Source organism: Sphingomonas sp. HDW15A, assembly GCF_011301715.1.
Classification (GTDB): domain Bacteria; phylum Pseudomonadota; class Alphaproteobacteria; order Sphingomonadales; family Sphingomonadaceae; genus Sphingomicrobium.
In genome coordinates, this window is record NZ_CP049870.1 from 573,685 (window position 1) to 599,387 (window position 25,703).

24 protein-coding genes and 1 pseudogene are annotated in these 25,703 nt (G+C 62.3%); 10 read left to right on the forward strand and 15 right to left on the reverse strand.

Annotated elements, in window-relative coordinates:
- Positions 1–136: 136 nt before the first annotated feature.
- The 6 genes from G7076_RS03015 to G7076_RS03040 are packed head-to-tail and all read right to left on the reverse strand — an operon-like array spanning position 137 to position 5,158.
- Positions 137–397, reverse strand: coding sequence for an ATP synthase F1 subunit epsilon (locus G7076_RS03015; RefSeq protein WP_166200310.1), 261 nt, complete (start codon positions 395–397; stop codon positions 137–139).
- A gap of 1 nt (position 398) precedes the next feature.
- Positions 399–587: a glutathione S-transferase gene (locus G7076_RS03020; protein WP_166200312.1), complete on the reverse strand. Its 189-nt coding sequence runs from the start codon at positions 585–587 to the stop codon at positions 399–401.
- Positions 588–593: 6 nt separating this feature from the next.
- On the reverse strand, positions 594–2,111 hold the full coding sequence (gene atpD / locus G7076_RS03025) for a F0F1 ATP synthase subunit beta (protein WP_166200314.1): 1,518 nt from the start codon (positions 2,109–2,111) through the stop codon (positions 594–596).
- 27 nt (positions 2,112–2,138) lie between these two features.
- A complete protein-coding gene (locus tag G7076_RS03030) occupies positions 2,139–3,020 on the reverse strand; it encodes a F0F1 ATP synthase subunit gamma (RefSeq protein WP_166200316.1) in 882 nt (293 codons plus the stop codon).
- A 16-nt stretch (positions 3,021–3,036) separates the two neighbouring features.
- Positions 3,037–4,566, reverse strand: coding sequence for a F0F1 ATP synthase subunit alpha (gene atpA, locus G7076_RS03035; RefSeq protein ID WP_166203307.1), 1,530 nt, complete (start codon positions 4,564–4,566; stop codon positions 3,037–3,039).
- 37 nt (positions 4,567–4,603) lie between these two features.
- On the reverse strand, positions 4,604–5,158 hold the full coding sequence (locus tag G7076_RS03040; RefSeq protein WP_166200318.1) for a F0F1 ATP synthase subunit delta: 555 nt from the start codon (positions 5,156–5,158) through the stop codon (positions 4,604–4,606).
- 188 nt (positions 5,159–5,346) lie between these two features.
- On the opposite strand from G7076_RS03040, the gene G7076_RS03045 reads away from it, so the two are divergent.
- Positions 5,347–5,811: a DUF1203 domain-containing protein gene (locus tag G7076_RS03045; protein ID WP_166200320.1), complete on the forward strand. Its 465-nt coding sequence runs from the start codon at positions 5,347–5,349 to the stop codon at positions 5,809–5,811.
- 2 nt (positions 5,812–5,813) lie between these two features.
- Positions 5,814–6,899, forward strand: a complete 1,086-nt coding sequence (locus G7076_RS03050) for a methylated-DNA--[protein]-cysteine S-methyltransferase (protein WP_240913851.1) — start codon at positions 5,814–5,816, stop codon at positions 6,897–6,899.
- On the opposite strand, the gene G7076_RS03055 is transcribed toward G7076_RS03050, so the two are convergent.
- A complete protein-coding gene (locus G7076_RS03055; protein WP_166200322.1) occupies positions 6,896–8,446 on the reverse strand; it encodes a hypothetical protein in 1,551 nt (516 codons plus the stop codon). The genes G7076_RS03050 and G7076_RS03055 overlap by 4 nt on opposite strands.
- A 90-nt stretch (positions 8,447–8,536) precedes the next feature.
- The gene (locus G7076_RS03060) at positions 8,537–10,000 is read right to left on the reverse strand and encodes a hypothetical protein (RefSeq protein ID WP_166200324.1); all 1,464 of its coding nucleotides are present in this window, start codon (positions 9,998–10,000) and stop codon (positions 8,537–8,539) included.
- Between the two features lie 91 nt (positions 10,001–10,091).
- On the opposite strand from G7076_RS03060, the gene G7076_RS03065 reads away from it, so the two are divergent.
- On the forward strand, positions 10,092–11,276 hold the full coding sequence (locus tag G7076_RS03065; RefSeq protein ID WP_166200326.1) for a sulfotransferase: 1,185 nt from the start codon (positions 10,092–10,094) through the stop codon (positions 11,274–11,276).
- Here G7076_RS03065 and G7076_RS03070 read toward each other — a convergent pair.
- The 7 genes from G7076_RS03070 to G7076_RS03100 all read right to left on the reverse strand — a co-directional run bounded on the left by G7076_RS03070 (position 11,273) and on the right by G7076_RS03100 (position 19,137).
- The gene (locus tag G7076_RS03070) at positions 11,273–13,435 is read right to left on the reverse strand and encodes a primosomal protein N' (protein ID WP_166203311.1); all 2,163 of its coding nucleotides are present in this window, start codon (positions 13,433–13,435) and stop codon (positions 11,273–11,275) included. The two genes, G7076_RS03065 and G7076_RS03070, sit on opposite strands and share 4 nt — an antisense overlap.
- A gap of 9 nt (positions 13,436–13,444) precedes the next feature.
- Positions 13,445–14,227, reverse strand: coding sequence for a phosphoribosylaminoimidazolesuccinocarboxamide synthase (purC, locus tag G7076_RS03075; RefSeq protein ID WP_166200328.1), 783 nt, complete (start codon positions 14,225–14,227; stop codon positions 13,445–13,447).
- Positions 14,228–14,300: 73 nt separating this feature from the next.
- The gene (locus G7076_RS03080) at positions 14,301–15,683 is read right to left on the reverse strand and encodes a PAS domain S-box protein (protein ID WP_166200330.1); all 1,383 of its coding nucleotides are present in this window, start codon (positions 15,681–15,683) and stop codon (positions 14,301–14,303) included.
- 73 nt (positions 15,684–15,756) lie between these two features.
- Positions 15,757–17,049, reverse strand: coding sequence for a DUF418 domain-containing protein (locus tag G7076_RS03085; protein WP_166200332.1), 1,293 nt, complete (start codon positions 17,047–17,049; stop codon positions 15,757–15,759).
- Between the two features lie 59 nt (positions 17,050–17,108).
- Positions 17,109–17,750 (reverse strand): aspartyl/asparaginyl beta-hydroxylase domain-containing protein, encoded by a 642-nt coding sequence (locus G7076_RS03090; RefSeq protein WP_166200334.1) that lies wholly within the window; start codon positions 17,748–17,750, stop codon positions 17,109–17,111.
- The gene (locus tag G7076_RS03095) at positions 17,740–18,363 is read right to left on the reverse strand and encodes a sulfotransferase family 2 domain-containing protein (protein WP_166200336.1); all 624 of its coding nucleotides are present in this window, start codon (positions 18,361–18,363) and stop codon (positions 17,740–17,742) included. Before G7076_RS03095 ends, G7076_RS03090 begins: the two co-directional genes overlap by 11 nt.
- Before the next feature lie 48 nt (positions 18,364–18,411).
- On the reverse strand, positions 18,412–19,137 hold the full coding sequence (locus G7076_RS03100) for an enoyl-CoA hydratase-related protein (RefSeq protein ID WP_240913852.1): 726 nt from the start codon (positions 19,135–19,137) through the stop codon (positions 18,412–18,414).
- Between the two features lie 185 nt (positions 19,138–19,322).
- Between G7076_RS03100 and paaA the strand changes: the two are divergent.
- From paaA to G7076_RS03130, 7 genes and pseudogenes are all read left to right on the forward strand, one after another.
- Positions 19,323–20,185, forward strand: a pseudogene (gene paaA, locus G7076_RS03105) (1,2-phenylacetyl-CoA epoxidase subunit PaaA).
- Positions 20,186–20,211: 26 nt separating this feature from the next.
- On the forward strand, positions 20,212–20,499 hold the full coding sequence (paaB, locus tag G7076_RS03110) for a 1,2-phenylacetyl-CoA epoxidase subunit PaaB (protein ID WP_166200338.1): 288 nt from the start codon (positions 20,212–20,214) through the stop codon (positions 20,497–20,499).
- A gap of 7 nt (positions 20,500–20,506) precedes the next feature.
- Positions 20,507–21,346, forward strand: a complete 840-nt coding sequence (gene paaC / locus G7076_RS03115) for a 1,2-phenylacetyl-CoA epoxidase subunit PaaC (protein WP_166200340.1) — start codon at positions 20,507–20,509, stop codon at positions 21,344–21,346.
- A complete protein-coding gene (locus tag G7076_RS12340; protein WP_240913853.1) occupies positions 21,346–22,014 on the forward strand; it encodes an FAD-binding oxidoreductase in 669 nt (222 codons plus the stop codon). Before paaC ends, G7076_RS12340 begins: the two co-directional genes overlap by 1 nt.
- Complete coding sequence (locus tag G7076_RS12345; RefSeq protein WP_240913854.1) at positions 21,948–22,418, forward strand: 2Fe-2S iron-sulfur cluster-binding protein; 471 nt, start codon at positions 21,948–21,950, stop codon at positions 22,416–22,418. The genes G7076_RS12340 and G7076_RS12345 overlap by 67 nt, the downstream gene beginning before the upstream one ends.
- Positions 22,419–22,460: 42 nt before the next feature.
- On the forward strand, positions 22,461–23,651 hold the full coding sequence (locus tag G7076_RS03125) for an amino acid aminotransferase (protein ID WP_166200342.1): 1,191 nt from the start codon (positions 22,461–22,463) through the stop codon (positions 23,649–23,651).
- Positions 23,648–25,702: a transketolase C-terminal domain-containing protein gene (locus G7076_RS03130; RefSeq protein WP_166200344.1), complete on the forward strand. Its 2,055-nt coding sequence runs from the start codon at positions 23,648–23,650 to the stop codon at positions 25,700–25,702. Before G7076_RS03125 ends, G7076_RS03130 begins: the two co-directional genes overlap by 4 nt.
- Position 25,703 lies beyond the last annotated feature (1 nt).

Below are 25,703 nucleotides of genomic sequence, written 5' to 3' on the forward strand. Positions count from 1 at the left end.
ATAAGCGCCAAACTTTTAGAAAAGACTAACCGCGATTAAATTCGTCGATCACGGGTCGAGCCGAGTTGATAGCCGCAAGAGAGAAGATATCAGCGCCGCGTCGAGGCATGCGCAACGTCGTATACCGCCTCTGAATCTAGCTTTCGATGCTCTCCGCGAGAATCGTGAGGCCCTTGTCGTTGACCTCGGCGAAGCCGCCGGAGACCTTGATGCTTTCGGGCGCCGACCCTTGCGTCTTGTATACCTTCACTTCGGCGCGCTTGAGTGTAGTCATCACAGGGGAATGGCCGGCCATGGCGCCAAACTCACCCTCTGTGCCGGGCACGACGACCATGTAGACGTCTTCTGAGCGGACAAGCCGTTCGGGGGTCACCAGTTCGAAATGAAGGTCGGCCATCTCAATTCTTTCCCTGGACGGCGGAGTCGAAGGCCGCGGTCGCTTGCTCGAACTTGTCCCGGCAACCCGGGTTGCAGAAACCGACGACCTTGTCCCGATAGAGCGTCAGGCTGTCGGCCTCCACCGGGTCGCCCGACCACGGGCAGACCCGGTTGATGCAGTCATCAAGGCGGAGATTGCGGTCCGCCATGTCTGACTAGGCGTCCTGCGCCATCTTCTCGGCCTTGGCGACCGCTTCTTCGATGCCGCCGACCATGTAGAAGGCCGATTCGGGCAGGTGGTCGTATTCGCCCGACACGACGGCCTTGAATGAGCGGACCGTGTCTTCGACCTGGACGAACTTGCCAGGAATGCCGGTGAAGACTTCCGCGACGTGGAACGGCTGGCTGAGGAAGCGCTGGATCTTGCGGGCACGCCCGACCACCAGCTTATCCTCTTCACTAAGTTCATCCATGCCGAGGATGGCAATGATGTCCTGTAGGCTTTTATACTTCTGAAGAGTTTCCTGGACGCTACGGGCGACCTCATAATGCTCTTGCCCGACGACTGAAGGGCTAAGCACGCGGCTCGTCGAGTCGAGCGGATCGACCGCAGGATAAATGCCAAGCTCCGAGATGGCGCGCGAAAGGGTCGTGGTCGCGTCCAAGTGGGCGAACGACGTCGCCGGGGCCGGATCGGTCAAGTCGTCGGCTGGCACGTAAATTGCCTGAACCGAGGTGATCGAGCCCTTATTGGTCGACGTGATGCGCTCCTGAAGGGTGCCCATGTCGGTGGCGAGCGTCGGCTGATAGCCCACCGCCGACGGAATGCGGCCCAGGAGCGCCGACACTTCGGAGCCGGCTTGAGTGAAGCGGAAGATGTTGTCGACGAAGAACAGCACGTCCTGGCCTTCGACGTCGCGGAAATACTCCGCCTGGGTAAGACCCGAGAGGGCGACGCGGGCACGGGCGCCCGGCGGCTCGTTCATCTGGCCGAACACCAGGGCGACTTTCGATCCTTCGGGGGTCGGATTACCGTCCTTGTCCGTGGCGATGACGCCCGCCTCGAGGAACTCGTGATAGAGGTCGTTGCCCTCACGGGTCCGTTCGCCAACACCGGCGAAGACGCTGACGCCACCGTGCCCCTTGGCGATGTTGTTGATCAGTTCCTGGATCAGAACGGTCTTGCCGACACCGGCGCCGCCGAAAAGGCCGATCTTGCCGCCCTTGGCGTAGGGAGCGAGAAGGTCGATGACCTTGATGCCTGTGACGAGGATGCTGGCCTCGGTCGACTGGTCGACGAAGGCGGGAGCGTCCGCATGGATGGAGGCCGAGAGGTCGCTGCCGATCGGCCCGCGATCGTCGATCGGCTCGCCGATGACGTTCATGATCCGGCCGAGCGTCTTGGGACCGACCGGAACGCGGATCTGCGAGCCGGTTGCAGTGACGCGCTGTCCGCGGGTCAGTCCTTCGGTCGCGTCCATGGCGATGGTGCGGACCATGTTCTCGCCAAGATGCTGGGCGACTTCGAGAACGAGACGCTGGCCGTTGTTGTCGGTCTCGAGCGCGGCGAGGATCGGCGGCAGTTCGTTCTCGAAGACGACGTCGACGACGGCGCCGATGACCTGGGAGATCGATCCGACGAGATTGCCGCTCGAAGTCGGGGCAACGGTGGCGTCCGACTTCTTCGGCGCGGCCTTCTTGGTGCGGGTCTTGGGTTCAGCGGCGGTGGCCATGATCTCTTCCTTGCCTTCCAATTTCCGTTAGAGCGCTTCGGCGCCCGAAATGATTTCAACGAGTTCGGTGGTGATCGCAGCTTGGCGCTGGCGGTTGTACTGGATCGACAGCTTGTTGATCATGTCGCCGGCATTCCGCGTCGCATTGTCCATCGCAGTCATCTGACTGCCGTAGAAGCCTGCGGCATTCTCCAGCATCGCGCGATACAGCTGGATAGTGATGTTCTTGGGCAGCAGCTCAGCGAGGATCTCGTCTTCGTCCGGCTCATATTCGACGGCGGCTGTCATCGCGCCCGACTTCGCTTCACCGGCTTCGACCTTGACCGGAATGATCTGGTCGATCGTCGGCTCCTGGACGAGAACCGATCGGAACGTCGAATATGCCAGGTGAGCAACGTCGAACTGGCCACTGTCGAAGCGATCGATGATGTCGTCAGCGATTTTCTGCGCCTCCTCGTACGTCGGCGCCTTCATTTCGCTGGTGTCGTGCTGACCGACGATGGCTTTTGGATAAAGCCGCTGGAACATCGGTTTGCCCTTGCGGCCGACGAAATAGAACAGGACCTTCTTGCCCTGAGCTTCAAGCCCTTCCGCTTTCTTGCGCGCGGCACGCACGACGTTGGTGTTGAAGGCACCGGCAAGGCCGCGGTCGCCGGTGGCTACGATGATCAGGTGAGTCTGATCATTACCGGTTCCGGCGAGCAACTTTGGGCTTTGCGGGCCGGGCGTGACTCGGCTCGCAAGCGATTCCACGACATCCGCCATGCGCTCCGAATAGGGGCGGCCGGCCTCGGCATTCTGCTGGGCGCGGCGAAGCTTCGCCGCGGCGACCATTTTCATCGCCTTGGTGATCTTCTGAGTCGACTTCACCGAGCCGATTCGAAGCTTCAATGCCTTGAGGCTGGCCATTGCGCGCTACCGACCTTTACGCGAACTGCTTGCCGAACGCGGTAAGCGCGTCCTTCAGCTTGGCGGCAGTATCGTCGTCCAGCACCTTGGTGTCGCGGATCGTCTTCAAGATGTCCTTGTGATCCGAGCGCAAATAGCTGAGCATCGCTGCCTCGTAGCGCGTGACATCGCGGGTTTCGACGCTGTCGATAAAGCCCTGCGTGCCGGCGAAGATCGATGCGACCTGCTCCTCGATTGGCATCGGCTGGTACTGCGGCTGCTTGAGCAGCTCGGTAAGGCGCGCGCCGCGGGCCAGCAGCTTTTGGGTCGAAGCGTCGAGGTCCGAGCCGAACTGGGCGAAGGCGGCCATCTCGCGATACTGGGCGAGCTCGAGCTTGATGGAGCCGGCGACCTTCTTCATCGCCTTGGTCTGGGCCGAGGAACCGACGCGGCTGACCGAGAGACCGACGTTGATCGCCGGACGGATGCCCTGGTAGAACAGGTCGGTCTCGAGAAAGATCTGGCCGTCGGTGATCGAGATGACGTTGGTCGGAATGTAGGCCGACACGTCGCCCGCCTGAGTCTCGATGATTGGCAAAGCGGTGAGCGACCCGTTGCCGTTGGCATCGTTCATCTTGGCGGCGCGCTCGAGCAGTCGGCTGTGGAGATAGAAGACGTCGCCCGGATAGGCTTCGCGGCCCGGCGGGCGGCGCAGCAGGAGCGACATCTGGCGATAGGCCACGGCCTGCTTGGAAAGGTCGTCGTAAACGATGACCGCGTGCATGCCGTTGTCGCGGAAATATTCGCCCATCGCGCAACCGGTGTATGGCGCGAGGAACTGCAGCGGGGCCGGCTCGGACGCGGTCGCGGCGACGACGATGGAATATTCCATCGCCCCATTCTCTTCGAGCGCGCGGACGATCTGGGCGACGGTCGAGCGCTTCTGGCCGACGGCGACGTAGATGCAGTAAAGCTTCTGCCCCTCGTCATTGCCGGCATTGGCCTGCTTCTGGTTGATGAACGTGTCGATCGCGACGGCCGTCTTGCCGGTTTGGCGGTCGCCGATGATCAGCTCACGCTGGCCGCGGCCGACAGGAACGAGCGCGTCTAGCGCCTTGAGGCCGGTCTGCACCGGCTCGTGAACCGACTTCCTCGGGATAATGCCGGGAGCCTTGACTTCGACGCGGCTGCGCTCCGTGGCTTCGATCGGTCCCTTACCGTCGATTGAATTGCCGAGCGCGTCGACGACGCGACCGAGCAGGCCCTTGCCGACGGGAACGTCGACGATCGTGCCGGTACGCTTGGCAGTCGAGCCTTCCTTGATGGCGCTGTCAGAACCAAAGATGACGACGCCGACGTTGTCGGCTTCGAGATTGAGGGCCATGCCCTTGGTGCCGTCGTCGAATTCGACCATCTCGCCGGCCTGGACGTTGTCGAGACCATGGATGCGGGCGATACCGTCGCCGACCGACAGGACGCTGCCGACCTCGGAGACCTGGGCATCGGCGTCAAAGTTCGCGATCTGGTCGCGAATGACGCGGGAGATTTCAGCGGCGCGGATGTCCATCATTAGCCTTTCATCGGTTCCTTTGGCGTAGGGGCCTTCAGCCCTTCATCGCCAGGGCGAGCGTGTTGAGTTTGGTCTTGATCGAGGCGTCGATCATCTGGCTTCCAAGCCGGACGACGATGCCGCCGAGGAGAGAGGGGTCGACCGTCGAGTCGATCGTGACGTCGCGGCCGAGGCGGGCCTTGAGCTTGGCCTTCAGCGCTTGCACTTGGCCGTCATCGAGCGGATGCGCCGACGCGACTTCGGCAACGGTTTCGCCGCGGTGTTCGCCGGCCAACTGGCGGAAGAGCCGGATGACCGGCTTCAGTTCGCCCAGCCGGCCATTTTCAGCGAGTACGCCGAGAAAGCGGGCCGTGGTCGGGTCGAGCCCGAGAGTGGGGGTGAGAGCCCTGATCGCTTTGCCAGCTTCGCCGCGGCTGACCAGCGGACTGGAAACGAGCGCGCGAAAGTCGCCGGATTCCGCGACCGCCGATTCGAGCGTGTCCAGGCTGCGGCTAACCGCATCAATTTGGTTTTCGTCACGGGCAAGACCGAACAAAGCGGTGGCATAGCGCCCCGCTAAGCTGGCCTGAATGCCGCCGGAATTCTCCACGCGCCGATTGCTCCAGACAGAGAGTGTTGGCCCATGTTTTCGATGGATGCAGCGATAGAAAATCACGCGCCCGCCATGGGTTGGCGCGCCACTAGCAGGGGGTAGTAGCGGATGCAAGGCGGGTAATTACTGGTTTGAAAGCAAGGCGCGGGAAGCGCCAGCCCGACGACGTCGGGTAGGCCGGATCCATGACCTACCGAATCAAAGGCCTGGAGCCCGCCACCTTCTCTCCCCTGTTCGAACTTGGCGATGCCGAGCTGGAAGACATGGGTATGACCCGCATGCGTGTGGACAATCCCAACTTTCCCTGCCGCGTGTCGCTTCGTGACGCCGACATTGGCGACGAAGTGATTCTTTTGAATCACGTCAGCCACGAGGGCAACAATCCCTATCGCGCAAGTCACGCAATTTTCATCAGCAAGTCCGCGACCGAGGCGGCCGACTACGTTGACAGCATCCCGCCAGCCCTCGATCGCCGGATACTTTCGCTTCGGGCATTCGACGGCGAGGGCATGATGATCGACGCCGCGATCGTGCAGCCGGGAGAGGCGGATCCGGCGATCCGCCGGATGCTCGGCAATTCGAAGGTCGATCATATCGACGCCCACAATGCTATTCGCGGCTGCTTTGCCGCACGCATCGACAGGAACTAAAGATGACGACCGCTTGTGCTATGCTTGAGCCAATGCCGACCATCGACCTCGAAGCCGCCTGGGCGGCCTTCGAGCGGCGCGACCGCCGCTGGGACGGGCGAGTCATTGGCGCGGTCAAGACCACCGGCATCTATTGCAAGCCGAGCTGCCCGGCACGCCGGCCGAAGCGCGAGCATGTCGAATTCTTCGCAGGGAGCGACGAGGCCCGGGCTGCTGGCTACCGAGCCTGCCTGCGCTGCAAGCCGGATGAGGTCGGCCGCGATCGCGAGGCGATTGGCCGCGCGATCGAACTGATCAATCAAGCGGAAGACATTCCCAGGCTCGAACAGCTGGCGGCGGCAGTCGGTTACGCGCCGCATCACTTTCAACGGATTTTCACCCGCGAGATCGGCGTGTCCCCCGCGGCCTATGCCCGGGGCCTGCGCGCCGAACGCGCCGCAAGCGCCCTCAACGAAAACGGGACGGTGACCGAAGCCATTTACGATTCCGGTTATTCTGCGCCGAGCCGCTTTTATGCCGACGCCAAGGATCGTCTCGGAATGACCCCCTCGGCATGGCGCGATGGCGGTCGGGGGGAGACGATCCGTTATGCTTTTCTCGACACTCCACTCGGAAGGATGCTGGTTGCCGCTACAAACAAGGGGATCTGCCGGCTGACCTTCGATGAGGATCTGGCTGCGCTGAAGCTGCGGTTCCCGAATGCAACTATTCTCCCGGCGGATACGGCCATGGCGTCCCTGATATCCGGGGTGATGAGCGCGATTGAAACACCCACCGCGGTCCACGACTTGCCGATCGACGTTGTCGGGACTGGCTTTCAGGAACGGGTCTGGGCCGAGCTTCGCAAGATTCCGCCGGGCGAAACGCGCAGTTATGCAGACATCGCTGCGGCCGTTGGCGATCCCAAGGCGACGCGCGCCGTCGGCACGGCCAATGGATCGAACCCCGTCGCCGTGCTCGTGCCCTGTCATCGCGTGATCCGTTCGGACGGCAGCCTCGGGGGCTATGCCGGCGGGCTGGAGCGCAAGCGCAAGCTGCTGGCGGCGGAAGGCGCGACCTGGAAGGAACAGGCCGCGTTCGACCTTTAGTTCGTGTCTTCGTCGCGCTTGGGGAAAAGTTCCTTTTGCGCCAACGCAAGTGCCTCCTGACCCTGACCTTTTTCGATCAGGTTCAACACCTTGAGCGCGTCATTCTGCCGTGTCTGTCCGGCGTGAGGAAGATAAGCGATCGGCTTCAGCGCATCCGCCGCCGCCTTCAGATTATTCTGCCGAAGGTGCTCGGCGACCAGCTGGATAGCGGGGTAAGTGTCCCGTGGCGCGAGCACCGTGGCATAGTGGAGCCCGTCAATCGCCGACTTCGGCGCAGCAACGTTCGCCGCGCGATAGCTCCGGTAGTAAAGGTAGAGCGGCTCCGGATCTTCAGGGTCGATCTTGTTCGCGGCCACGAACTGCTTGCGCGCCTCGCTAAAGAGCGTGGCGTCGTTGGCCTTCTTGGCCTTCGCGAGCAGGGCCCGGCCTTTGTAGATCAACCCTTCGGTGCTCTTCGGATCGATCTTCAGCACTGCCTCGGCCGCAGCGATGCTCTCGTCGAAATTCTTGGCGTCGAACTCCGCTTCGGCCAATGTCCGCAAGACCAGCGCGTCGTCCGGGTAGCGCTTGGCGGCATCACGAACCTTGCCGAGCACCGAGCTTACCGAGACCGACGCATAGCCGGTCTTCGACTGAATCCGGTACGGCATCACGGCCTGTGCGCCCGGCGACAGGCGGGTGATCGTGACCGGCGGCACATTGAGTTTAGAAGAGTCGATCCTAAGGAAGGGCAGGTCCTTGCGCTTGATGTAACCGCGCAACTCGCTCTCTAGCTGACCCAGGTCGCCAAAGGCTGCGCGCGCCGCGTCGAGCGCGTTCTGTCCCTGCTCGATACCGGCGACATATCTTTCGACCTGACCTTTGCGGGACGGTTCGAATGCAAGATAATGATTGAGCAGCCAGCCCTGGGCATAATTCTGGATCCAGTAACCGGCAGAGCCGAGCCGAAAGGCATTGCCCTCCATAAGGTCACCAATCGGCGCCCAGCGCTCGTTTACGAGCTGCTCAGCGCGCATCATCGCCGGTGCTCCGATCCCCACTGAGCCATCCTTGCCGAAAACGGGATTTCCGAGGAACTCCGCGAAACCCTCCGTCAGCCAGGCCGGCATCGGCTTTTGCGTGCTCTGGAGCTGCAGGTGGTGAGTATATTCATGGAAGAACACCACCTCCGGATCGATCCGGTCGGTTCGGCCATTCAACAACCGTATCTTGAGCGGAGTGACAATGAACGGACCGCTCACCAGCCCCTGGTAATAGCCGCCAATTCCCGCCTCGGCGTCGCCGTACAGTCGATTGACCTCGAGCATGCTGGGGACGACGAATACCTGCACGCGATTTCCATCGCCGACGACCGGGTCGGGCTGGCGCCGGATAAGCCGCGCGGCAGCGTCGAACTTCTCGAGACGCGTCGCGTAATCGCGCAACTGTCCCTCAGGCATGTCGCCGTAGATAATGAAGTGCTTCGACGTCGCCTGATGCCACTCAGCTGCGGCCGACACCGAGAACAGCGCCGACCCAGCGGCCAGCGCCAAAACGATTTTCCCCATTACGCTAACTCCCCCGAATAGTTGCAGGAGAGTAGCGCTCGTCATTCTTCCTGCAAAGTCCTGTTTTAAATTGAAATTATTGCAAGAGCCTCAGTTTTGGCCACTGGCTGTACCGATACGCTGCAGCAATTCCTGCGCTTCGTCGGCCAGCTTGCCGCCGTGCGGACTATAGGCGACCGGAATCAGCATGCGGCGGGCTTGGCCAACCTTGCCGTCGACGAGATACTGGCGCGCCGACTGAAGTCTTAGTCCCAAGTCGTGCGGTGCGAGTTCTGCCGAGTAATGCAGTGCTGCGATAGCGTTGGCCGTGGGCCGTGCGCCGCTGCCAGTGAAGGTGCGGTAATAATAAAAGAGCGGCTCGGGATTTTCAGGATCGAGCCGGTTCGCACGATTGAACCAGCCACGGGCATTCGCGAAGGACACGCCTGTTGAACCGGCCTCGGCCTGGGACAACAGCGCTCGCCCTTTCCATATGTGAGCCTCGGCGGACTGAGGCTGGAGCGCGATAGCCTTGTCGGCGGCGGCCTCCGCAGCCTTGAAGTTTCGCGCGTCCCATTCCGCCTCGGCAAGGGTCATCATGACGAGCGGGTCGTCTGGATGCACCGCGGCTAGCGCCCGTGCAGCAGCGGCATTGTCGGCGGCACTGCCTTCCGTGCGGCTTTGAAGGCGCATGTAAAGGGGCATCGCCGCGTTAGCGCCCTCGCCAAGACGTTCGATTTGGACCTCGGAAGCTTTGATCTCGCTTGCTGGCAGGTTGAGATACGGAAACTTCTCGTCGCGCAGGTAGTGCGTGAGATCTTGTTCGAGATCTCGAAGATTGCCAAAGGCGATCCGCGCCGCATCAATAGATGACCGTCCGCGCGCAAACTCCGCAAGATAAATTTCGAGTTGCCCCCGTCGCTTCGGTTCGAAGGTCAGATAATGGGTAAGCAGCCAGCCCTGGGCGTAGAATGCCATCTGATCGAAGCCGCCGCCGATCTCGCCACTTAGCAAGCTCGTCAACGGCATTGTCGCGATCTTATGCCTGAAAGTCCCTTTCCGGTGAGCGGCCGCTTCCCCAATGCCGACCGAACCATCGGGTTCGATGTTCGCGGTGGAATAGAATTCGGCGAAACCCTCGACCAACCATCTGGGAATCGGTGTCGCCAGGTCAGCGAACATCAAATGGTGGGCATATTCGTGTTGAAACACGACGTCCGGCTGCAGACTGCCATTGGTCGCGCGTGGAACCACTGCTATCGAACCGCTCACGCGGGGCAGGTAGAAGCCGGCAACATTCCTACCTCCGCCACGCTTCAGTTTTTCGACCTGCACATTGTTTCGGACGACGAATACCGTCAGGCGGTTTCCGTCCCCAACCGGCGGATCTTTCATCTTGCGTAATACCCGAACAGCAGAATCAAATCGCTCGAGCTTGTTGGCAAAGGCCCTGAGATTCTCAGGTTCCTCTTCCGAATAAATGATGAAATGGCGGGACGACGCTTTGTGCCAGGCGGCCGAGGCGGGGGACAGAGATAGGACTGCGACTGCGGCTGTCAGGATAATACGCAACATGTGAATAACTCCCTGAGAGCCAAGGATTAGCAAAGGCCGCGGCAGTTTCAATCGGGGGCGCGGTGGGTTAGCCCAGTCCTGCATGGAGGCTTTGCAAGATGACAGGCCGCGATTGGTCGGCCGATTATCCCGGGCGCTGGAATGGGCTTGGAAGCGGGGAGTTGCGACGCGGCCTGTCCTTGAAACGGACGCCATCGTCGAGGCGGCCGCCAGCCGCGGCTGGGGCCGCCCACAAGACGGGGAGTGGCGTGAGCGGCTCAACATCCTGTGCCGGTCGCTTCGATTGGAAGCAGATCTCAACAGCTTCGGCCACACGGTCGCCTACGGACAGCTCGTCAAGCTGGTAGCGGCCCGGGCACGCGCTGGCCGATGGCGTAGAGCACATCCTCAAATTGCCGCGACGCCAGTCGCTCAGCCCCTGATAATCGTCGGCCAGATGCGATCCGGTACAACTCGAATCCACAGGCTCCTCGCCTGCGATCCTCATTTCGCGGTCAATCGATTCTACCACCAGCTCGACCCTGTCCCGCCTCTCGGCTCAATCGATCCGCGTTCGACCCGCGCGGTACTCGCCGGGGCCTTGCTTCGCGCTATCGATCCCGCCTTGGCATCGGTCCATCCGACTGGACCCAACCAGCCGGAAGAAGACTTCGGTCTGCAGGCCTTTTCGATATGGGGCGCACAGTTTGAAGGCCAATGCCGAATCCCGTCTTTTGCGACGTTTGTCGAAAGCGCGGACCCTACCGACGCCTATCGGGAATATCGAAACCTGCTTCAGCTTCATGCCTACGCGGATGGGGCGGATTCGTGTCGCACCTGGCTCCTTAAAGCCCCGCAATTCGCCCAGGATCTCGACGCAGTGCTCGAAGCGTTTCCCGACGCTAGGCTGGTTGTCCTGAGGCGCGACCCCGCCGAGGTGGTGGCATCGTCGGCAAGCTTGGCCTGGCACCACGCCAGGTTGTTGTCCGACAGCGTCACGAGGGAAGAGGTCGGCCGCGAATGGCTGCGCAAGACAAGGCTTCGCTCGGAACGGATGGAAGACACTCTGCGCCGCCTTCCCGACACCCCTCGGGTCGAGCTCGATTACGAGGAGGTTTCGCACGACTGGCGAAGTTCGATGGCCAGGATCTACGCCCTGTTGGGTCGACCGCTGGAAGGACCTGTCGAGCGAAGAATGAGCCGTTTCCTCGATCGCTCTGTCGGTCATCGCAGGCATCGCTACCGCGCCGCCGATTTCGGCCTTAGCGAAGGGCAAATCGCGGAAGCGTTCGCCTAGAGGAAGCTGTAAGGGTCGACGTCCACTGCCACGCGGACCTTCGGTCCCCACTCGATCGCACCGAGCCAATCGCGAATGACGTCCTGAACGTCCAGCTTTCGCTCCGCATGAACCAGGATCCGCTGCCGAATGCGGCCGCGAAGCATTGCCAGCGGCGCAGGGGCGGGGCCGTAGACCGCCATGCCCTCGACGCGCGGCGCCGCCTGACTGATTCGCCGGGCAACGCCCTCCGCCTCCGCCGAGTCTTCGGACGACACCACAATTGCGGCCAGCCTCCCAAATGGCGGCATCGCCGCCTCGCGCCGCGCTTCGGTCTCGGCTGAATAGAAGCCGGGCCCGTCGCCACTTGCCAGCGCGGCAATAACCGGGGCGTCCGGATCGTGGGTTTGGACAAGCACCCGCCCCGGTTTTTCGCCACGCCCGGCGCGGCCGGCGACCTGGCTAATCTGCTGGAAGCTACGCTCCGCGGCGCGGAGGTCGCCGCCCTGCAGCCCGAGATCGGCGTCGACCACGCCGACCAGCGTCAGGTTCGGGAAGTGATAGCCCTTCGTGACCAGTTGGGTACCGATAACGATGTCGATCTCGCCTTCATCCATCGCACGCACGAACTCCGCCGCACGCGCCGGCGACCAGATCGTGTCGCTGGTGACGATCGCGGTGCGCGCATCGGGGAACAGCGCCGCTACTTCATCGGCGATCCGTTCAACGCCGGGACCGCAGGCTACGAGCGAGTCCGCCTCCCCGCATTCCGGGCATTGCGCCGGCGGCGGCATGACGTGACCGCAATGGTGGCACGCCAAGCGGTGCATCAGCCGATGCTCGACCATCCACGCCGTACAATTCGGGCATTGGAAACGATGCCCGCAATGGCGGCACAGGGTGAGCGGAGCGAAGCCGCGGCGGTTGAGGAACAGCAGGCTCTGCTCGCCCGCTTCAAGATTGGCCTCGAGCTCGGCAACGAGACTGGGAGCCAGCCAACGGCCGCGCGGCGGCGGGTCCTGCGTCAGGTCGATCGTCCGAATTTCGGGGAGCGTGGCTCCTGCGTAGCGGCGGCCGAGCGTAACCTCGCGATAGCGGCCGATCTCGACCATGTGGCGGGTTTCGATTGCCGGGGTCGCGGATGCGAGGATGACCGGGATCTCCTCGAAATGGCCGCGCATCACGGCTACGTCGCGGGCATGATATTGTACGCCGTCTTCCTGCTTGAAGCTCGGCTCATGGGCTTCGTCCACCACGATAAGGCCGAGGTTGGGATAGGGCAGGAACAGGCTCGAACGGGCTCCGACCACTACCTTCGCTTCGCCCGAGGCGATGGCTCGCCAGGCGCGCCGGCGCTGGGAAGATCGCAGATCGCTGTGCCAGGCGACCGGCTCGCAACCAAAGCGCGCGGTGAAGCGCGTGAGGAATGGCTCCGTAAGGGCAATCTCCGGGAGCAGAACGAGCACCTGGCGACCTTGGCGTACGGCTTCGGCGACAGCCTCGAAATAGACTTCCGTCTTGCCGGAGCCGGTGACGCCGTCGAGCAAAACCGGATCGAAGCCTTTGCCGATGGATGCTGTGAGACTGTCGGAAGCGTCGCGCTGCTCGTCGTTCAGGACCGGCGGCGCGAAATCGGGATCGGGGCGGGGGAAGGGCCGGTCGGCATCCACCTCCAGTCTTTCGAGTGCCCCCGCGTTCACGAGGCCGCGCATCACGGCATCGCTGACCTCGGCGTGGGCGGCGAGCTCGCGGATCGTTCCCTGGCGGCCTTCGATCCGCTCGAGCGCTTGCTCGCGCTGCGGAGTCAGGCGCTCGGGCCGAATCCCGGTTGGGCCGTACTCGGTCAAGGTCCTTGGTCCCGCGAGCGCGGAGGATGACGGCAGCACCATTCGCAAGACACTGGCGAGAGGGGAGAGGTAATAATCGGCGGTCCACTCGGCGAGGCGTCGAAGCGCGGCCGGGATCGGCGGGACGTCGACCAGTCCGGCGAGCGGGCGAAGTCGATTGTCGCCAACTTCTCCGGTCTGCAGCCGCTCCGGCTCCCAAACCACTCCGACGAGCAGACGCGGGCCGAGCGGCGCGACGACGACGCTACCCGGTCCGGCATTCATCCCGTCTGGGACTCGATAGTCGAGCGGACCAAGCGCGGCGTTCAATGTGACGACGCGAGCCCTTGGCAGGGCCACGGCTTACTTGCCCCGCTTTTTCCGGTGGCTGTCGAGATCGAGGACGGCGCTGTCATCGCCCTCTTCGGGAAGCAGGCCGAGCCGGCGTGCGACTTCCTGGTAGGCCTCCTCGACCTTGCCGAGGTCCTGGCGGAAGCGATCCTTGTCCAGCTTTTCGTTCGACTTCATGTCCCACAGTCGGCAGCCGTCCGGGGAGATCTCATCGGCCAGGATGACGCGCGAATAGTCCCCGTCCCAGACCCGTCCGAACTCCAGCTTGAAGTCGACCAGCCGGATGCCGATCGCTGCGAACAGGCCGCACATAAAGTCGTTCACGCGGATCGCCATGTCGGCAATGTCGTTCATCTCGTCCTGGGTCGCCCACCCAAAGCAGGCGATATGCTCGTCGGCGATCATCGGGTCGCCCAGGCTGTCGTCCTTGTAATAATATTCGATGATCGTCCGCGGAAGCTGCGTGCCCTCTTCGATGCCGAGGCGCTTCGAGAGGGAGCCGGCCGCGACGTTGCGGACAACCACCTCGATCGGGACGATCTCGACCTGCCGGACAAGCTGCTCGCGCATGTTAAGGCGCCGGATAAAGTGGGTCGGAACCCCGATCCCGCCGAGCGAGGTGAAGATCAGCTCCGAGATGCGATTGTTGATTACGCCCTTGCCGGCGATCGTCCCGCGCTTTTGAGCGTTGAAAGCCGTCGCGTCGTCCTTGAAATACTGGATCAGCGTTCCCGGCTCCGGGCCTTCGTAAAGGATCTTGGCCTTGCCTTCGTAGATCTGGCGGCGACGGGACATGGGGCGGTCGGTTTCCTGCCTGATGGAATGAAGGCCGCGCTATAGGGCGCGCCGCATCCCCCGGCAATGGAGCTTAGGGCGCGACGACCTTGTCGAAGGGCGCGACGACTTTCCAAACCAGACCGCCGGGCGCGTAATCGATGTCGACCTTGGCAGCGAGGGCGGCGCGGACATTGCGCTCGATGAGGATGCTTCCGAAGCCGGAGCGGCTTGGCGAAGTCACTGGGGGACCGCCACTCTCTTGCCAGGTCACCTCGAAGACAGGCTGTTCGGCGGACGCATCGGCTTGCCAGTTTACGCGAACTTCGCCCTCGTCATTGGAGAGCGCCCCATATTTGATGGCATTCGTCAGAAGCTCGTGCACCGCAAGGCCAAGCGCTTCAGCGGCACGCGGCCGAATGACAAGGTCTTCCGGGCCAACCAGACTGATCCTCTTCCCGACGAGCTCGCCCACAGGCTGCAGCTGGGAATAGACGATCTCGCTCATCGTCGCGCCGCTCCATCCGCGGTGAATGAGCATATCCTGGTTGGCGGCAAGGGCGGCAATCCTCTTTTCGAAGCCGGCCACGAACTCCGGCGCGACATCCGCCGCTGTCCGGTGAAGTATCGACTGGACGATCGCCAGCATGTTTTTCGAGCGGTGGCTGACCTCCCCCATGAGGAGCTCGATCTGTTCCTCATGTTCTCGCTGCTGCGTGATGTCGGTGTTGGTGCCGAACCACATCGTGACATCGCCGGCAGCATCTCGGATCGGCTGTGCCCGCGACAGGAACCAGCGGTACTGACCATCTTTGTCACGAAGCGGGAAGACGTCTTCCCAGCCCTCGCCGCGGGCAAGCTCCTGCGTCCATTTCTCGGTAACGCGCTCAAGATGTTCGGGGTGGTGAACCCTCGACCAGCCCCAACCTTCCATCTGCTGGAAGTCGGTGCCGGTGTAATCGTACCAGCGCTGGTTATACCAGAAGAGGTGTCCGTCGGCGTGCGCCATCCAGGCGAGCTGCGGGATGTTGTCGGCAAGCGCCCGGAATCGAAGCTCGCTGATCTCGAGATTCTGCTGAATCGCCGCCTGTTCGCTGATGTCGTGTGCGATCTTTGATGCGCCAATGATCGTCCCGTCCGCTGCCATTATGGGGGATACGGTGATGGCGACCAGGACGATGGCGCCGTCCTTGCGAATGCGGACGGTGTTGAACTTGGGGACGAGCTCACCGGTGCGAACGCGGGATAGGATAGAATCCTCTTCTTTCTGGCGGTCCGCGGGGATGATGCGGCGGATCGATTGACCAATCATCTCTTCGGCGGTCCAACCGAAGATACGCTCTGCTGCACGGTTCCAGCTCTGGACTATTCCGTTCAGATCCTTGGAGATGATAGCGTCCGACGAGGATTCGACGATCGCCGCCAGGTGCGCGTCGGCGAGGGTTGAATGCCGGGCAAGATCATCGGCGCGGGACATCTTAGTACTCTCTTACAAGGACGCCGTATTTTAGAGGTCCTTGAACGATTGTCACGGATTGAGCGACGAAGTTTTACGCCGCGAGCGCTCCGACCGGTATTGTCGGCCGCACTTTACGGAACGGCGGAGCATTGCCGTAAGTCAGATAACGCCACAGCCATTCGACCGGGCCAAAGTGAAAATTCCTGAGCCAGATTGGACTGATGACCAGCTGCGCAGCCCATACTGCGAAGACGATGTAGTAAAGCTGATGCCGAGCGAGCGCGCCCCAATAACCTAGAAACACGAAGATGATCAGCGCGACCAGCGAGTGCGTCAGATAGTTGGTCAGCGCCATCCGGCCGACGGCCGCCATCGACTGGCGGAGCCAAGGCAGGATTCCCGACTTAAGGAAAAGGCCTAGCAGGCCCAAGTGACCGATCGTCTGGGCAAGTCGAGAGAAGTCGTAAGTAATGTTGGCCTGGTGATAGGCGAGCCCGGAGAAGCCGTGGCTCATGATCCAATTTGCTTCATAGAGATTGAGCGGGACCCCAATCGCGTAACCGCCGGCCATCATTGCCAGATAGGTGCGGGTTTTTGCCTCCAGCGTCAGCACGCCGAGCTTGAACAGGGCCATGCCCATCATCATCATCCCGAAGATGTCAAAGAAGTAGCGGTAAGCCCACCAGCTCTGCGCCTCGGCGATGCGCGGGGCGCGTGCTTCGAGCGCACTGAAATAGCCCGCAGTAACCTGCTGCTTCATTTTCTGGACGGCGGCGGGTTTGGGAGCGCCGCGCGCTTCCTCCTTCCACTGCTCGATCACCTTCTTCTGTTCTTCCGTGCGCTTGGCGGCTGGCACTTGCTCGGCGGCCACGGCGCGGGTGTGTAAGTTCAGAAGATTTCGGGTGTCGAGCCCGCTCCAAGCGGCACCAAGGACGAAGCTGGCGATCCCGATGGCGAGTAACTTCTTCCCGGAGAGGTGTCTGAAAGCGAAGAGGAAAAGGGCGGTTAGCCCGTAGAAATAGAGGATGTCTCCGCTCCACAAAAGCACCCAGGCGTTGAAAAGCCCGAAGGCGATCAGCCAGAGATTTCGGCGGAAATACGCGTCTGTAGAATCGGGCCGGCTGGTGAAAAGGATCACACCGGCGCCGAAAAGAATGGAGAACAGGCCGCGCTGAGTGCCCTCGAACGTCACATTGACGGCGAACCAGGTCCAAAGGTCGATGCCTTTGTCCCCGCCCAGCACAGTCGGATTGTCATAGGCCGGGCCGAGGCCCATGCCGACGATGTTCATGATGAGAATGCCGAACAACGCGCACCCGCGAATGAAGTCCAACGACTCCAGGCGCCGACCGGTCGGCGCCGTAACGGCCTCAGTCATAGACATGGCCCCCTGTGGCGACGGGTTATCTGCTTATCCGTCCGCCTATGCAATTAAATTCGCGTTTACCGGGTCGCTACCGTCTGCTGGCGAAGGCGGGCCTGTTCGAGTACTTCCGCAAGCCACGCGGGCTCCGGCTGGTCGATATCGTAATATTCGAAGATGAGGTGAATTCTGGGCGTCTCGCCCTCGTTGGCGACGGCATGAAGGCCCATGTTATTGACCTCAACCGCCTCGCCTTCGGCAAAATGGTAGCCCTCGCCTCCGACAAAGAAGGTGACCTTTTCATTGGTGGTCAGCGGCACATGGATCTTGTGCGGCCATTTGGCGGACGCATTCGTGTCGCGGTGAGGGTGAATGATCCCTCCGGGCGACATGTTGGCAAGCATGATCCGCGGGTAATCGCCTCGCGCATAGCCGTAGTTGGCGGTAGCCGAGGTGAGAACGGGCTCTAATAGCGGACGCCACTCCTCCATTAGCGGCCGGTCTCGACCGGTACGCCAGTCGGAAAGGCGTTCCGGGAAACGGAAAAGGATATGGCGGGTGGCGTCGAGTGCCTGGAAGCGGTTCGGTTTTCCGGCGTTTTCGGCATCCCACAGAGCTTCGGGTATCGCCAGAACGGCTTCTCGAAGGGCGACGATGTCCACGGTGCCGAGCGTGCGGACGGATGTCGTCTTGCGCGGGTTGGGCCGGATCTCAGAAGTCATAACCGAACAGCTCCAGGTCGCGAGCATAAAGCTTCGCCACCGCATCGCGAAGCTCCGGAGTGTAATATTGGCGATAGTCGCCTCGGCGCGAGGTGTTCACCCGGTCCAGTGGCCGCGAGGGGATTCCGATCCGGCGGCACGCTTCGTCATAGCTCGACTGCATCTCTTCGACCCGGCCGACATAGTCAGAGAGCAACGCGTCCCCCTCACCGCTGAAGAAGATGTGCTGCGGTTGATAATGGATCTTGTTCGCGGGCGGCTCAACGAACAGGAAATGGTGCATGACGCGCTGGGGCTCCCGGTCGAAATAGCCGTGCTGACGAGTCATGAATGCGCAAAAGGAAATGAAGCGGTCGAACGGGTTGCGGACGAACCCGAACTTGAAAAAGCGGTCGAAGTCCTCCGCCGGGAGGTGCGGTTTCACCTCGGCGAGCGTGATGTGGCCGTGCCCAATCTGGGCCAGTTCCGGCATCGGGAAGCGCTTGGTGACGAATAGGCCGACCTGTTCGAGATCGTCGGGTCCGAGATGCTCGCGCAGAGCCTGGCGGACGGCGTGAGTCCCGGTTTTCGGAACAGCCGCGAAGATGAACTTGTGGGCAGCGGATATGATCATCGGCCGGTGAAAGTCGCCGGGCGTTTCTCCAGGAAGGCGGCCACGCCCTCACGATAATCCGCGGTGAAGCCGAGGCGGCGCATCTCGTCCCGCTGCAAATCGAGTTCTTCGTTGAGCGATCGGTCCCAGCTGGTGCGGATGATCTTCTTGATTGCGGCGAGCCCAAGGGCGGGAGGGACGCCAGCTTGGCGGCGAGCTTGTTCGTTTCCTCGTCGAGCCACTCGCCTCCGACGCATTTCCAGATGAGGCCCCATTCTTCGGCCTTCGGGCATCGAGCGGCTCGCCGGTCAGCGCCAGCCCCATCGCCCGCGCCTGGCCGAGATGGCGGGTGAGATGCCAGCTTCCGCCGGTATCCGGCACCAGTCCCAAAGCAGAGAAGCTTTGAATGAACTTTGCGGTGGAGGCGGCGATGACGATATCGCAGGCCATCGCGAGGCTCGCCCCGGCGCCTGCGGCAACCCCGTTGACCTTGGCGATGACCGGCTGCGGAAGTTCGGCAAGCGTCCGGACCAGGGGGTTCCAGCACTCTTCGACCGTCTCGCCAAGATCGACCGCTTCCCCCGGTGCGACGGCGCGATCGTTGAGGTCCTGGCCGGCGCAGAAACCACGGCCCGCTCCGGTCAGGACGAGAACGCGGGCGTCACCGAGACTTCCGAGGGCGTCGCGAAGCTCGGCGTGCATCGCCCGCGTGAAGCTGTTGAGCCGGTCGGGGCGATTGAGCGTGATCGTTGCAATGTGCCGGCTGCGCTCGGCGATAATCGTTTCGTAGGCCATGGCGCGGCTCTACCCGCGCTGCTCGCGCGTTTGAAGTGCGCAAGCGAAATGGCTAGGGAAGTCTCATGTACACGACCGAGCTTCAGAAGAACGTCAAGTCGATTGAAATCGCGGAGGACCCGGCGCTGCTGGAAGCGTTCGAGGCACGCGTCGCGGCGGACGAATTCATCGAGCCCAAGGACTGGATGCCGGAAGCCTATCGCAAGACCTTGGTGCGGCAGATCTCGCAGCACGCACACAGCGAGATCGTCGGCATGCTGCCGAGGGCAATTGGATCACGCGGGCGCCAAGCTTGCGCCGAAAGGCGATCCTGCTTGCCAAGGTCCAGGACGAGGCGGGGCATGGCCTCTATCTCTATTGCGCGGCAGAGACGCTGGGGACGAGCCGGGAGGAGATGATCGAGGCGCTCCACAGCGGCAAGGCCAAATATTCGACGATCTTCAATTATCCGACGCTGACCTGGGCGGATATCGCGGCGATCGGCTGGCTGGTCGATGGCGCGGCGATCATGAACCAGGTGCCGCTGCAGCGCACCAGTTATGGACCTTATGCCCGGGCGATGGTCCGCGTTTGCAAGGAAGAAAGCTTTCACCAGCGGCAGGGCTATGAGGCGATGATGGCGCTTGCCGGCGGATCGCCCCAGCAAAAGCGCATGGCTCAGGATGCGCTCAACCGCTGGTGGTGGCCGAGCCTGATGATGTTCGGCCCTCCTGACGAAAATAGCCCGAACACCGAGCGGTCGATGCGCTGGCGGATCAAGCGCGAGACCAACGACGAGCTTCGGCAGAAATTCGTCGACATCACGGTCCCGCAGGCGGAATTCATCGGCCTCAAGGTGCCGGACGAGGATCTGGCCTGGAACGAGGCAAAGGGCGGCTACGATTTCGGCGAGATCGACTGGGAAGAGTTCTACGCGGTTGTGCGCGGTGAGGGTCCGGTCGCGAAGGAGCGGATGAAGGCGCGCCGCGAGGCATGGGAAAATAATGCATGGGTTCGCGACGCTGCCGCCGCATACGATCAGAAACAGCGCGCCCGCGCCGCGGCCTGACGCATTAACAAAGCAGGGGAAGAAGGATGTCCGGTCATGACTGGCCGCTTTGGGAAGTGTTCGTCCGCTCGAAGGGCGGGCTTAGCCATCGCCATGTCGGCAGCATTCATGCTCCTGACCCGAAGCTCGCGCTGGCCCACGCCCGCGATACCTATACGCGGCGGATGGAAGGGGTGAGTCTGTGGGTCGTTCGGTCGACAGACATTGTCGCCAGCGACCCCGCCGACAAAGGGCCGATCTTCGAGCCTGCGGAAGACAAGGTCTATCGTCACCCGACCTTCTACGACATCCCCGACGACGTGAAGCATATCTGATCCGTTCATGCCCAGCCTTCCCCCAATCCGCCCAGAAGACGAGGCCGTCGCGCGCCGCGCGCCCGACCATGGCGCGTTCGACGAAGCGGCCGAGCTCGTCGCCGACCCGCTTGAAGACAATTACTACGACTATCTGCTCCGCCTTGGCGACGACTCGCTGATCCTCGGCCAGCGGCTGAGCGAATGGTGCGGTCATGCGCCCTCGGTGGAAGTCGATCTCAGCCTTGCCAACATGGCGCTCGACCTGATTGGCCAGGCCACGCACATTTTCGAAAAGGCCAACAACGGCGATGGCGATGAGCTGGCTTTCAAGCGCGACGTGCTGGATTTCAAGAATTGCCTCCTGGTCGAGCAGCCGAATGGCGATTTCGCCCAGACGATGGCCCGGCAATTCCTCTTCTCGACCTGGCAGCACATTCTCTATCGGGAACTCAGCGAAAGCCCGGACCCGTTCCTCCGCGCGATCGCTCAGAAGGCGGTCAAGGAAGTCGCCTATCACCGCGAGCTTGCCGGCGACTGGGTGATTCGCCTCGGCGACGGTACCGAGGAAAGCGCGCGGCGGATGGCCGACGGGCTCGACTGGTGCTGGCGTTTCGTGCCGGAACTGTTCGAGGTCGACGCCTGCCTGGAAGAGATGATCGCGTTCCAGACCGTTCCCGACCCGCGCAGCTTCGAGCGCGAATATCGGGCGGCGATCGGCGACGTGCTACAGCAGGCCAAGCTCGCCGTGCCTGCCGACGAGCGGCCGATCCTGGGCGGCCGTCGCGGTCACCATAGCGAGCATCTCGGTCACCTGCTGGCGGTCATGCAATATCTGCCCCGAACCTATCCGGGCGCCAGCTGGTAATGGCCGAGCATTTTCATGCCCTTACGGTCGCGGAAGTCGTCCCCGAAACCGACGAGGCTTTGTCGATTCGCTTTGCAGTTCCGTACGAACTGCAGGACCAGTTCCAGTTCAAGGCCGGGCAGCATTTGACGTTAATGGCGATCGTCGACGGCGAGGAGGTGCGGCGCAACTATTCGCTTTGCACTTCACCGGACGAGGGCGAGCTGATGGTCACCGTCAAGCGTATCGCCGGCGGCGTTTTTTCGAACTGGGCGGGCGACAATCTGAAAGCCGGTGATCGCGTCGCCGTCATGCCGCCGCATGGGAGCTTCACGGTTCCTTTCTCCCCGGATCAAAGGAAGCATTACGTTGCGTTCGCCGGCGGGTCGGGGATCACTCCGATTATGTCGCTGATCAAAACCGCGCTGAGCGTCGAACCGGACAGCCGCTTCACGCTCTTCTACGGCAACCGCGACAGCCGCTCGATCATCTTCCTCGAAGCATTGGCCGACCTCAAGGACCGCTATCTCGGCCGCCTAGAACTGTTTCATTTCCTGGCGGAGGAAGAGGGGACCTGCCGCTGTTCAACGGCATGCTCGATGCCGAGCGCTGTGGGGAAGCGGTGGAACACCTGGTCGACGAGGCGGAAGCGGTCGACGAGTGGTTCATCTGCGGCCCCGGACCGATGATGGACGCCGCCGAACAGGTGCTACTCGGAAAGGGCGTCGCCAAGGAGCGAATTCACATCGAGCGATTCACTGCGGAGCGTCCCTCGGCCGGTGAGGCGGCCCAAATCGCCAAGGTCCAGCAGCAGGCGGCCGGGCTGCAGATCGCGGTCACGCTTGATGGGCGCACGCGCAAGATCGCATTCGACGGCTCCAACATTCTCGATTCCGTGCGGAAAGCCGGCATGCCCGCACCGTTCGCCTGCAAGGCCGGCGTGTGCGCGACGTGCCGGGCCAAGCTGACCGGCGGCAAGGTCGAAATGGCGGTTCAATACGGGCTTACTGACGAGGAAGTCGCCGAGGGATATGTGCTGACCTGCCAGTCGGTGCCCTGCGGCGAAGGCGTGGCCGTCGATTACGACAGCTGAGGTCATTTTGCCTGTGCTTGCGATTGCGGCTAGAGCCGTCCCATGCTGACGACTTCGAGCCATCCACGCCTAAGCGACCTTGAGGACATCAAGAGCGACAGCCTTCTTGCGCTGATCGCCTTGGCCAATTCCGATCCTCGTGAAGACAAGATCGACGTCGGTGTTGGGGTCTACAAAGACGGGACCGGAGCGACGCCGATTTTACGCGCGGTGAAAGTGGCAGAAAAGTTGTTGTGGGAGCGGCAGGAAAGCAAGTCGTATCTCGGCGGGCGCGGCGACGTAGAATTCCCGAAGCTGATCGGCCAGTTCCTGCTTGGCCCTCATGCAGGGGACCCGCGCATCGATGGACTTCAGACCCCTGGGGGCTGCGGCGCGCTGAGCCTGGCGTTCAAGCTCATAAACGCGGCCAATCCTCAGGCTCGGGTGCTGGTCGGAGTTCCGACCTGGCCCAACCATGAGCCGATAGTCACCGGTGTCGGCCTCGAATTACACGCCTATCCCTATTACGATCGCGAAGCGCGGAGCATCCGATTCGACGCGATGATGAAGGCGTTGTCGAGTGCGCGCGCCGGCGACATTGCCCTTCTTCATGGCTGCTGCCACAATCCGACCGGAGCGGATTTGAGCGCTGCGCAATGGGCCGAAGTCACGCGGGTCGTAGTCGAGCGCAACCTGCTTCCGGTGGTCGACATTGCCTACCAGGGGCTCGGCGACGGGCTCGACGAGGACGCGGCGGGCCTGCGCCGCATCCTCGACGCCTGCGACGAGGTTCTCGTTGCGCAGAGCTGCGACAAGAATTTCGGTGTTTATCGCGACCGCGTCGGGACCCTGTTCATCAAGACCGCGTCGGCTGAGTCTACGGCGCGAGCCATGGCCCATGTCCTGCAGATTGCACGCGAGATGTGGTCTATGCCGCCCGATCACGGCGCAGCGGCAGTGCGTGTCGTCCTTCAGGATCCCGCCCTGAAAGCCGACTGGCTTGCCGAGCTTGGCGAAATGCGGGCCCGGATAAAGCGCATTCGTTCCGCCATTTCCGCGGCACATCCTGGACTGGCCTATATCGGCGAACAGAAGGGCATGTTCTCGATGCTCCCGATTTCGCGAGATCAGGTGCTGAAGCTGCGCGAGGATCACGGGATTTACATGGCGGACAGCGGACGGTTCAACGTCCTCGGCATGGCAGACGACGCGGTGGATCGCTTCACGCAAGCGATCGTCGCGGTAATCGGATGACGCTGGTGGCGGAGCGTGAGAAGAAGGTCGCCGCAGACCCTCATTTTACGATCGATTGGCAAGAGGTAGCGAGGTTGGTGCTGACCAGCCGGGCGATGGACGAGCTCGAAGAGCAAGTCCTCGTCCCCGAAAAGAAGGTGCTCTACCAATTTTCAGCACGCGGCCACGACATGGCGCAGGTCATCCTGGGCCTGCACTTGCGCGACGGTGACGCGGCGTGTGGCTATTACCGTTCACGGCCGATGTTGCTCGCGCTCGGGGTCGATCTGGCGGATGCCCTTGGCAGCGGTATGGGCCGCGAAGGCGGATATTCGGACGGCCGCGATATCGGCGTCGTATTCAACTACCCCAATCCCGGTGGAGCCCATGCCTTACCAATGTGCGGCGGAGTGGGCGCGCAATATACGCCCGCGGCAGGCTGGGCGCAGGCGATCGCTTACAAAGCCAAGGTTCTAGGCGAGAGGGACGAAGGCGCGATAGCGGTGGTGCTCGGCGGAGACGCCAGCTGTGCGACAGGCGGATTTTGGTCCGCGCTAACAATTGCAACTACACAACAGTTGCCTCTGCTATTTTACGTGGAAGATAACGGCTACGGCATTTCTGTGACATCTGATTACCAGACGCCGGGTCGCGACATTGCCGCTAATCTGGCCGCTTTCAAAGGCCTGACCATCTGGAACGGGGACGGCACGGAACCCGCGGAAGCGGGGAAACTGATCGGCGAAGCAGTCGGCCATGTTCGCGAGCGGAAAGGACCGGCGCTGATCCGGCTGACCGTGCCGCGTCTCGAAGGTCATAGCGCGCAGGACACACAGGCCTACAAATCGGCTCAGGAAATCGAGGCGGAGTGGGCGCGCGACCCGTTGCCGAAGCTGAAAGCGTTCAGCCACAATCTCGATTGGGGCCGGATCGCGGCCTCGGTCGAGGCCGACGTTGAGGATGCGCGCAAGCGGGCCGAGGCGAGGGGCGTTTCCTCGCCGGACCGGGTAACCGATCACGTTTATTTCGAGGGCAGACATGCCGAGGTCGGCGGCCGCGCGGGGCTCAGCCTTGAAGGCACGGCAGACCAACCGCGGCCGGATGGGCAGCGGATCAACATGGTCACGGCCATCCGCCGCGTGCTCGATCAGGAACTCGAAGCCAATCCGAAAATGTGCGTGTTCGGAGAGGATGTCGGGCCCAAAGGCGGAGTCCACGCGGTCACGCTTGGATTGCAGGACAAATATGGCGTGGAGCGCGTGTTCGACACGTCGCTCAACGAGGAAGGCATTGTGGGCCGAGCCGTGGGCATGGCGCTCGCCGGCCTGCTACCGGTCCCAGAGATTCAGTTCCGTAAATATGCCGAGCCTGCAACCGAGCAGATCAACGATTGCGGGACAATGCGCTGGCGCACCGCCAACCGCTTCGCGGCGCCGATGGTACTTCGCATTCCGGGCGGATTCTTCAAATGCGGGGATCCATGGCACAGCCAGACAAACGAGGTTCAGTTCGTCCATAACCCCGGCTGGAGAGTGGCCGTGCCTTCCAATGCCGAAGATGCCGTCGGGCTACTTCGAGCAGGCCTCCGCGGTAACGACCCGGTGATCTTCTTCGAGCATCGCGCCATGCTCGATGACAGTTGGGCGAGGCGACCGTGGCCAGGCGATTCCTATGTGCTTCCCTTTGGACGGGCGAAGAAAACCCGCGAAGGCGACAGGATCACGATCGTCACCTGGGGCGCGATGGTTCCCCGTTGTGAATCCGCGGCGGAAGGCACATCCGCCGACGTGATCGACCTGCGCACACTGAACCCTTGGGACCGGGAGATGGTACTGGACAGCGTTAAACGAACGCGCCGCTGCCTGATCGTGCACGAGGATTTGCGCACCGGCGGTTTCGGAGCGGAAATCGCCGCCGTCGTCGCCGACGAGGCATTCCTCGACCTCGATGCACCGGTCGCGCGGGTGACGATGCCCGATATCCCCAGTCCGCATCACCCGAAGCTGCTGGAATGGGCTGTCCCATCGACTGCCGATATCCGCGCAGAGATCGATCGGTTGATAGGGTTCTGAG